Source organism: Streptomyces palmae (genome assembly GCF_004684805.1).
Lineage (GTDB): Bacteria > Actinomycetota > Actinomycetes > Streptomycetales > Streptomycetaceae > Streptomyces > Streptomyces palmae.
Map to the genome: position 1 here is coordinate 1 of NZ_SRID01000333.1, position 7,521 is coordinate 7,521.

The following is a 7,521-nucleotide window of genomic DNA, read 5'->3' on the forward strand; positions in this document are numbered from 1 at the left end:
GAGATGTATATAAGAGACAGCCGCAATGCCGCCGGAACAATCTCAGCCCTGATCCCGTCGATCAGCGGCAGGAACTTCGCCGCCTTCCGGCTCACCCCGCCGCCGATCACGAACAGCTCCGGCGAGAAGAGCATCTCCAGGTGCGCCAGGTACTTCTGCACCCGGCGCGCCCAGTGCGGCCAGCTGAGGTCGTGGTCGTCCCGCGCCTTGCTGGAGGCGCGCTGCTCCGCCTCGTGGCCGTCCAGCTCCAGGTGGCCCAGCTCGGTGTTGGGCACCAGCTGCCCGTCGATGAAGACCGCGCTGCCGATCCCGGTGCCCAGGGTGAGCATGATGACGGTGCCGCGCCGGCCGCGTCCGGCGCCGAAGGACATCTCCGCGACCCCGGCCGCGTCCGCGTCGTTGAGCACGGTGACCGGCGCTCCGATCCGGTCGGCCAGGAGGGTGGCGGCGTCCGTCCCGATCCAGCCCTTGTCCACGTTGGCCGCGGTACGCGTCGTACCGCCGATCACCACGCCCGGGAAGGTCACCCCGACCGGGCGGCCCGTCCAGCCGAAGTGCCGGGTGACCTCGCGCACCTTGTCGGCGACCGCGTCCGGGGTGGCCGCCTTCGGGGTGAGGACCTTGTGGCGCTCCAGGGTCAGTACGCCGCGGGCCGGGTCGACCGGGGCGCCCTTGATGCCCGAGCCGCCGATGTCCACACCGAACACGTCCGTGGTCTTCATGGCGTCCATGGAATTCAGGCTAGGTCGTCGGGCGGGACCGCGGCCCCGACTTTGCGCCATCGGGGCGGGCGGCGGTCCTGTCCTGTCCCGTCCTGTCGCGCGTTTCGGTTCGCGGCGCGTCCCCGCTGGCCGGCAGGGATCGGGGCGGGGCCACCGGGAGTCGCCCCGGACGGCGCCGCCCCGGTGGCCGGCGCGGGCTCAGCCCTCCGCCGCCGCCTTGGCCTCCGCGCGCAGGTCGCGGCGGAGCTCCTTGGGCAGCGAGAAGGTGATGCTCTCCTCGGCGGCGGTGACCAGCTCGACGTCCTGGTAGCCGCGCTGGTCCAGCCACTCCAGGACACCCTGCACCAGGACGTCCGGGACCGAGGCGCCGGAGGTGACACCGACCGTGGACACGCCCTCCAGCCAGGCCTCGTCGATCTCCTCGGCGAAGTCGACCAGATGGGCGTCACGGGCTCCGGCGCCGAGGGCGACCTCGACCAGGCGGACGGAGTTGGAGGAGTTCTTGGAGCCGACCACGATCACCAGGTCGGCCTCGGCACCCATCTTCTTGACCGCGGTCTGGCGGTTCTGGGTGGCGTAGCAGATGTCGTCGCTGGGCGGGCTGACCAGCAGCGGGAAGCGCTGCTTGAGGGCGTCCACGGTCTCCATGGTCTCGTCGACCGAGAGGGTGGTCTGGGAGAGCCAGACGACCTTCGACTCGTCGCGGACCTTGACGTCGGCCACGTCACCGGGGCCGTCCACCAGGGTGATGTGCTCGGGCGCCTCGCCGCTGGTGCCGATGACCTCCTCGTGGCCCTCGTGGCCGATGAGGAGGATGTCGTAGTCGTCCTTGGCGAACCGGACGGCTTCCTTGTGGACCTTGGTGACCAGCGGGCAGGTGGCGTCGATGGTGGCCAGCTTGCGCTCCCTGGCCTCCTCGTGGACGACCGGGGCGACTCCGTGCGCGGAGAAGATCACGATGGAGCCCTCGGGGACCTCGGCGGTCTCGTCGACGAAGATCGCGCCCTTCTTCTCCAGGGTCTGCACCACGTACTTGTTGTGGACGATCTCCTTGCGCACGTAGACGGGCGCGCCGTACTGCTCCAGGGCCTTCTCGACGGCGATCACGGCGCGGTCCACACCCGCGCAGTATCCGCGGGGAGCGGCGAGCAGGACCCGGCGGGCCGGGGCGGGAGACGTGCGGCCGGTGGTTGCAGTCATGCCCCCCATCGTAAGGCCGCAGGACCTGCCCGTCGGGCGGTGGCACCGTGGTCGCCGGGATGGCGGGGTCCGACCGTGGCGCAGCCCGGAATGCCCGGTTCGGTGACCCAGACTGGGCCGGAGTGCGCCCCCGGAGAGGAGGCACCATGGCGGGTCCGGCCGGCGGGGGGACGCTGCGGCGCACCCTCCGCTTCCGCGCGCGTACCGCACCGTCCGCACCCCGGAAGCCGTCCACCGCGCTGCGGGCGAGCCACCCCGCACGGAACACGCGCCCCGTCTCGGCGGCGTACCCCACCGCGCGCCCTCGCCCTCCTTCACGCACCGCAGGCCATCCGTGCCGCAGGCCACCCGCGTCGTGGGCGGGTCGGGCTGTCGGTGGGAGCCACTACGCTCGCGGCATGGCTATCGACACCTCGGCGGACACCCCGATCCCGGTCGGTGAGGTGTCCCGGCTGATCGGCGGTTGGATCGACCGGCTCGGGGCGGTGTGGGTCGAGGGGCAGATCACCCAGCTCTCCCGGCGGCCGGGCGCCGGCGTGGTGTTCCTGACGCTGCGCGATCCGAGCTATGACATCTCGCTCTCCGTCACCTGCTTCCGTTCGGTCTTCGACCGGGTGGCGGACGTGGTCTCGGAGGGCGCCCGGGTCGTGGTGCACGCCAAGCCGGAGTGGTACGCGCCGCGCGGGCAGCTGTCGCTGCGGGCGGCGGAGATCCGCCCGGTCGGGGTCGGCGAGCTGCTGGCCCGGCTGGAGGCGCTGAAGCGGACGCTGACCGCCGAGGGGCTGTTCGCCGCCGAGCGCAAGAAGCCGCTGCCCTTTCTGCCGCAGTTGGTCGGCCTGGTCTGCGGGCGCGCTTCGGCGGCCGAGCGGGACGTCCTGGAGAACGCCCGGCTGCGCTGGCCCGCGGTCCGCTTCGAGGTGCGCAACGTCCCGGTGCAGGGGGTGCACGCGGTACCGCAGGTGGTGGCCGCGGTCCGGGAGCTGGACGCGCACCCCGAGGTGGACGTGATCGTGGTGGCGCGGGGCGGGGGCAGCGTGGAGGACCTGCTGCCGTTCTCCGACGAGCAGCTGGTGCGTACCGTGGCGGCCTGCCGTACGCCGGTGGTGTCCGCGATCGGGCACGAGCCGGACAGTCCGCTGCTGGACCTGGTCGCCGACCTGCGCGCCTCCACCCCCACCGACGCGGCGAAGAAGGTGGTGCCGGACGTCGGCGAGGAGCTGACCCGGATCCAGCAGCTACGGGAGCGTTCGCTGCGGGCGGTGACGGGTTTCCTGGACCGGGAGGAGCGCGGTCTGGCGGCGGCGCTGGCCCGGCCGTGCATACAGCAGCCGCACCGGATGGTGGACGAGCGCGCGGAGCGGGTGGACGCGCTGCTGGACCGATCCCGCCGCACGCTGGGGCACCTGCTGGACCGTGCGGACTCGGAGCTGGTGCACACCCTGGCCCGGGTGGTGGCGCTGTCCCCGGCCGCCACGCTGCGCCGGGGGTACGCGGTGCTCCAGCACCCGGACGGTTCGGTGGTCCGCGCGGCGGACGAGGTGGCGGCGGACGAGGTGCTGCGGGCGCGGGTCGCCGAAGGGGAGTTCACGGTCAGGGTCGCCGCCGGCGACCCCGCACAGGGATAGGGACATGACGGATACGACGAATACGACGGATACGGACGGGATGACGGCCGAGTCCACGCTCGGGTACGAGCAGGCGCGGGACGAGCTGGTCGAGGTGGTGCGCCGGCTGGAGGCGGGCGGCAGCACGCTGGAGGAGTCGCTGGCGCTGTGGGAGCGCGGCGAGGAGCTGGCCCGGGTGTGCCGCCGCTGGCTGGACGGCGCGCGGGCCCGCCTGGACGCGGCGCTGGCCGGCCAGACCGTGCAGGACGGGGCCGAGGGCGACGCGGCGGACGGGTCGAAGGGGTCCGCCGAGGCGGAGGGGTAGACCGGCCGGTTCGGGCCCCGGCGGGCACAGCGGACGGGTGGCCGCTTCGGACCGTGCCGGCCGAGGCGGACGCGTAACCCACTTCCGGCCGTGTCGGGCGAGGCGGATGGCGAGCCGTTTCAGGCGCTTCGCCCCGTTTCAGGCCATGCGCCGCACGCTGCCGGCCCTCCGCCGGGCGCCGCGGACACTCACTCCCCCGCACACCGGACAGGGCGGGCTCGGGGTGTGATCCGGCACACCCGGCCCCCGATTTAGTTGAACATTAATACATGTGCCGTACAGTGGGACCCGCCAGCTCACGCAAGACAGAAGGTCCCCCATGAATCTCGCCCTCGACGCCGCCGCCCAGAACCTGCTCTTCCGCGAGGCGCACACCGCCAACACGTTCACCGACGAGCCGGTGACCGACGAGCAGATGCAGGCCGTCTACGACCTGGTGAAGTTCGCGCCGACCGCGTTCAACCAGACCCCGCTGCGCATCGTGCTGGTGCGTTCCGCCGAGGCCCGCGAGCGCCTGGTGGCGCACATGGCCGAGGGCAACCAGGCCAAGACCGCCAGTGCGCCGCTGGTGGCGATCCTGGCCGCGGACAACGAGTTCCACCACGAGCTGCCCACCCTGTTCCCGCACTTCCCGCAGGCCAAGGACGTGTTCTTCGCCGAGCGCGCGGTGCGCGAGTCCTCCGCGCAGCTCAACGCCTCGCTGCAGGCCGCGTACTTCATCGTGGGCATCCGGGCGGCCGGGCTCGCCGCGGGCCCGATGACCGGCTTCGACCCGGAGGGCGTGCGCAAGGAGTTCCTGGACGACGACCACACCCCGCTGATGGTGATCAACATCGGCAAGCCGGGCGAGGGCGCCTCCTACCCGCGCTCCCCGCGACTCGCCTACGACGAGGTCGTCACCACCGTCTGATCACGCCCCGACGGGCCCCGGCCGCCGCGTTCAGCCCTTCTTGGTCTGCAGCGCGGCGGCCATCTTCGTCAGGTGGTCGAACGAGGCGGTACCGGTGACCACCGTGGTCACACCCTCGCCCTTGAGCACCAGGGCGTTGTACTTGGCACCGGTGTAGCGGGACCAGGTCCGGCCGTCGATCCGCTCGGTGCGCGAGGTCTTCCGGGCCCGGTGGGTCACGTTGTCCACATAGGCGGCACCCGGCGCGTCGCTCTGCTCCACCGCCACGTACTCCCGCTCGGAGTCCAGGAAGCCCAGGTGCCAGGCCGCGCCGTTCTTGCCCTCCGGCTGGTACGAGACCGAGGTCGCCCGCCAGCCCTTGGGCAGGGTGCCCGGGTCGGGCGCGGCCACCGGGTACGGGGCGGCGCGGCGGACCGCGCCGAGCTCCACGCTGTAGTCGACCGTCTTGATCGGGTCGTGGTCCTCGTCGTGCGGCACGAAGATGTAGATGCCGGCGGCCACCACGCCGACCACCGCCAACGACTGCACCATGTTCCGAATCGTCTGCTTGCCTCGCTTAGCTGCCACCCGTCCATGGTCCCCCATGCCGATGACGGTCTTGGTCCAGGGCCCCATCGGGCGTCCGGAGCCCCACCGGACGTAGGAATCCCGTTCGAAATGGCGCACACAGGCCGCTCATGCGTGGGGCCCTGTGCTCACATTCACAATCAGAAGATAATGTGCTTATCCGGGGATGGCTTCCCGGATGTCCAGGACGCTCTCCCGGGCACCACGCCACCACCCCTCACTTCCGGCCGTCGCCGTACAGAAAGGTGCGCTCCGATGACCGAGCATCATCTGCCCGCCCCGCTCGAAGTCAGCCCCGAGGCTCCCGACCGCAACCTGGCCCTGGAACTGGTCCGGGTCACCGAGGCGGGCGCCATGGCCTCCGGCCGCTGGGTCGGCCGCGGCGACAAGAACGGTGCCGACGGTGCCGCCGTCAAGGCCATGCGCTCCCTGATCCACACCGTGTCGATGAACGGCGTCGTGGTCATCGGCGAGGGCGAGAAGGACAACGCGCCCATGCTGTACAACGGCGAGCGGGTGGGCGACGGCACCGGCCCCGAGTGCGATGTCGCCGTGGACCCGGTGGACGGCACCACGCTCACCGCCAAGGGCATGGCCAACGCGGTCTCCGTGATGGCGGTGGCCGAGCGCGGCGCGATGTTCGACCCGTCCGCGGTCTTCTACATGGAGAAGCTGGTCACCGGGCCGGAGGCGGCCGAGTTCGTGGACATCACCGCTCCGGTGGAGGTGAACATCCGCCGGGTGGCCAAGGCCAAGAACTCCAGCCCGGAGGACGTCACCGTGGTCATCCTGGACCGCCCGCGGCACGAGGGCATCGTCAAGGAGATCCGGGAGACCGGCGCGCGGATCAAGTTCATCGCCGACGGCGACGTGGCCGGCGCGATCATGGCCGCCCGCGAGGGCACCGGCGTGGACCTGCTGATGGGCATAGGCGGCACCCCGGAGGGGATCATCGCGGCCTGCGCCATCAAGTGCCTGGGCGGCACCATCCAGGCCCGGCTGTGGCCCAAGGACGACGAGGAGCGCCGGCGGGCCCTCGACGCCGGCCACGACCTGGGCCGGGTGCTCCACACCGATGACCTGGTCAAGGGCGACAACGTGTTCTTCGTGGCCACCGGGATCACCGACGGCGACCTGCTGCGCGGGGTGCGCTACCGCGCGGAGACCGCCACCACCCAGTCGCTGGTGATGCGCTCGAAGTCCGGCACCATCCGGCAGATCGACTCCACCCACCGGCTGTCCAAGCTGCGCGCCTACGCCTCGGTCGACTTCGACCGCGCCCGCTGAGGTGACGACGGGCCGGGCCACCGCCACCGGGCGGGCCCGGCCCGGACGTACCCAGGTGTACGGACGTACCCAGGTGTACGGACAGCCGGCGGCCCCGCGGACCCGCGCGACGGCCGGCTCCCGGCGGACCAGGCGACCAGGCGACCAGCACGAGACGGCCAGGGGCGAGCCGGACGCAGCGGTGATTCGTCACTCGACGGCGCGCACGAGGCATTCACCGGTGGCGGCGCATCGAACGCGGACCGAATCCGCCCCGGAGGCGTCTCAGCCCGCGGCGGCGACCCGTACGGCGCGCTGGAGCTCCGCCTCCCGGCGACGCCGGCGGGCCAGCACGACCCGGCGCTCGGCGGCGGTCAGCCCGCCCCAGACACCGTACGGCTCGGGCTGGAGCAGGGCGTGCTCCCGGCACTCCACCACCACGGGGCAACGGGCGCAGACCCGCTTGGCGGCCTCTTCTCGCGACAACCGGGCAGCCGTGGGCTCCTTGGACGGGGCGAAGAACAGCCCCGCCTCGTCCCGGCGGCAAACCGCCTCAGTGTGCCAGGGACCGTCCTGGTCCCGTGCCTGGATGCGCTGCGGGGGCAAAGCGGCGTCCTGCAGTGGCTGATGCGGTTGCAGCACGGTCTACTCCTGACGACGGCTCCGGTGGTCACCCTTGCCCGTCTCCGCGAGGTACGGCCGCATTGCACCCCCATCAAGCCGCACCAGAGACGACGCACCAAGCCTTACCCGCTGTGCGCGCTCTTATGCACACGGTTGACGCCGCCAGGCCAACACCCCAGCGCCAGTCAAGAGTGCCTCGTGTGGCGGACGGGCACCGGTCGGGCGGCAATTGCCATTGGCAACCCGCCCATATGCTCGGCGAACGTCCGCCGCCCCACCCCCGCGACCCGGCAGGACGGCCTC

The 7,521-nt window shown here is 72.1% G+C and carries 8 protein-coding genes; 4 read left to right on the forward strand and 4 right to left on the reverse strand.

The genetic code is table 11. The annotated features are described in order from the left end of the window. Together ppgK and E4099_RS25775 are read right to left on the reverse strand one after the other, a co-directional pair. Positions 1-722, reverse strand: a 722-nt coding sequence (gene ppgK, locus E4099_RS25770; protein ID WP_135341514.1) for a polyphosphate--glucose phosphotransferase, incomplete at its 3' end; no start/stop codon positions are given. Positions 723-920: 198 nt separating this feature from the next. Further along, complete coding sequence (locus E4099_RS25775; protein WP_386389560.1) at positions 921-1,931, reverse strand: 4-hydroxy-3-methylbut-2-enyl diphosphate reductase; 1,011 nt, start codon at positions 1,929-1,931, stop codon at positions 921-923. Between the two features lie 389 nt (positions 1,932-2,320). Between E4099_RS25775 and xseA the strand changes: the two genes are divergently transcribed. The 3 genes from xseA (at position 2,321) to E4099_RS25790 (ending at position 4,761) form a co-directional block, all read left to right on the forward strand. After that, on the forward strand, positions 2,321-3,547 hold the full coding sequence (gene xseA, locus E4099_RS25780; protein ID WP_135341509.1) for an exodeoxyribonuclease VII large subunit: 1,227 nt from the start codon (positions 2,321-2,323) through the stop codon (positions 3,545-3,547). Positions 3,548-3,551: 4 nt separating this feature from the next. Continuing rightward, positions 3,552-3,851, forward strand: coding sequence for an exodeoxyribonuclease VII small subunit (locus tag E4099_RS25785; protein ID WP_245245167.1), 300 nt, complete (start codon positions 3,552-3,554; stop codon positions 3,849-3,851). Between the two features lie 319 nt (positions 3,852-4,170). Beyond that, positions 4,171-4,761, forward strand: a complete 591-nt coding sequence (locus tag E4099_RS25790) for a malonic semialdehyde reductase (protein ID WP_135341510.1) — start codon at positions 4,171-4,173, stop codon at positions 4,759-4,761. A gap of 30 nt (positions 4,762-4,791) precedes the next feature. Here E4099_RS25790 and E4099_RS25795 read toward each other — a convergent pair whose 3' ends face one another. Further along, positions 4,792-5,328, reverse strand: coding sequence for a DUF4245 domain-containing protein (locus E4099_RS25795; protein ID WP_135341511.1), 537 nt, complete (start codon positions 5,326-5,328; stop codon positions 4,792-4,794). A gap of 255 nt (positions 5,329-5,583) precedes the next feature. Between E4099_RS25795 and glpX the strand changes: the two genes are divergently transcribed. Further along, entirely contained in the window at positions 5,584-6,615 is a 1,032-nt protein-coding gene (gene glpX, locus E4099_RS25800; RefSeq protein WP_135341512.1) for a class II fructose-bisphosphatase, read from the forward strand. A gap of 264 nt (positions 6,616-6,879) precedes the next feature. On the opposite strand, the gene E4099_RS25805 is transcribed toward glpX, so the two are convergent. After that, positions 6,880-7,236 (reverse strand): WhiB family transcriptional regulator, encoded by a 357-nt coding sequence (locus tag E4099_RS25805; RefSeq protein ID WP_135341513.1) that lies wholly within the window; start codon positions 7,234-7,236, stop codon positions 6,880-6,882. Between the last annotated feature and the right edge of the window lie 285 nt (positions 7,237-7,521).